Here is a 515-nt window from a genome sequence, read left to right on the forward strand (position 1 = left end):
GCTGGACCACCCCGACCAGGCCACCGTATGGGGCCTGGGCCGGGTCGCGGCCCTGGAACTCCCGCAACGCTGGGGCGGCCTCATCGACCTCCCCACCCACCTCGACACCCGAGCCGGAACCCGACTCACAAACATCCTGGCCGACAGCAGCGAAGACCAGACCGCAATCCGCGGAGCCGGAACCTACGGCCGCCGCCTCACCCGCGCCGTTGCGGCGGCCCCGGTCGATGAACAGTGGCGGCCCTCGGGCACCGTCCTGATCACCGGCGGCACCGGAGCCCTGGGCACACACACCGCCCGCTGGCTCGCCGGACGAGGCGCACCACACCTCGTCCTCACCAGCCGCAGCGGAACAGCTCCCGACGGCCTGATCGAAGAGCTGACCGGGCTCGGCGCGCAGGTGACGGTCACCGCGTGCGACGTCACCGACCGGGACGCCCTGGCCACGGTGATCGACGGTATGCCGGAGCAGTGGCCGCTGACCGGCATCGTCCACACTGCCGGGATCGAGAATG

The 515-nt window shown here is 71.8% G+C and carries 1 protein-coding gene; it reads left to right on the top strand.

Annotated elements, in window-relative coordinates; all coding sequences use genetic code 11:
* Nucleotides 1-515 (top strand): SDR family NAD(P)-dependent oxidoreductase (locus tag G5C65_RS38200; protein WP_165303681.1); only part of this gene is annotated, 515 nt, incomplete at both ends.

It is taken from the genome of Streptomyces boncukensis, assembly GCF_011045075.1.
Lineage (GTDB): Bacteria > Actinomycetota > Actinomycetes > Streptomycetales > Streptomycetaceae > Streptomyces > Streptomyces boncukensis.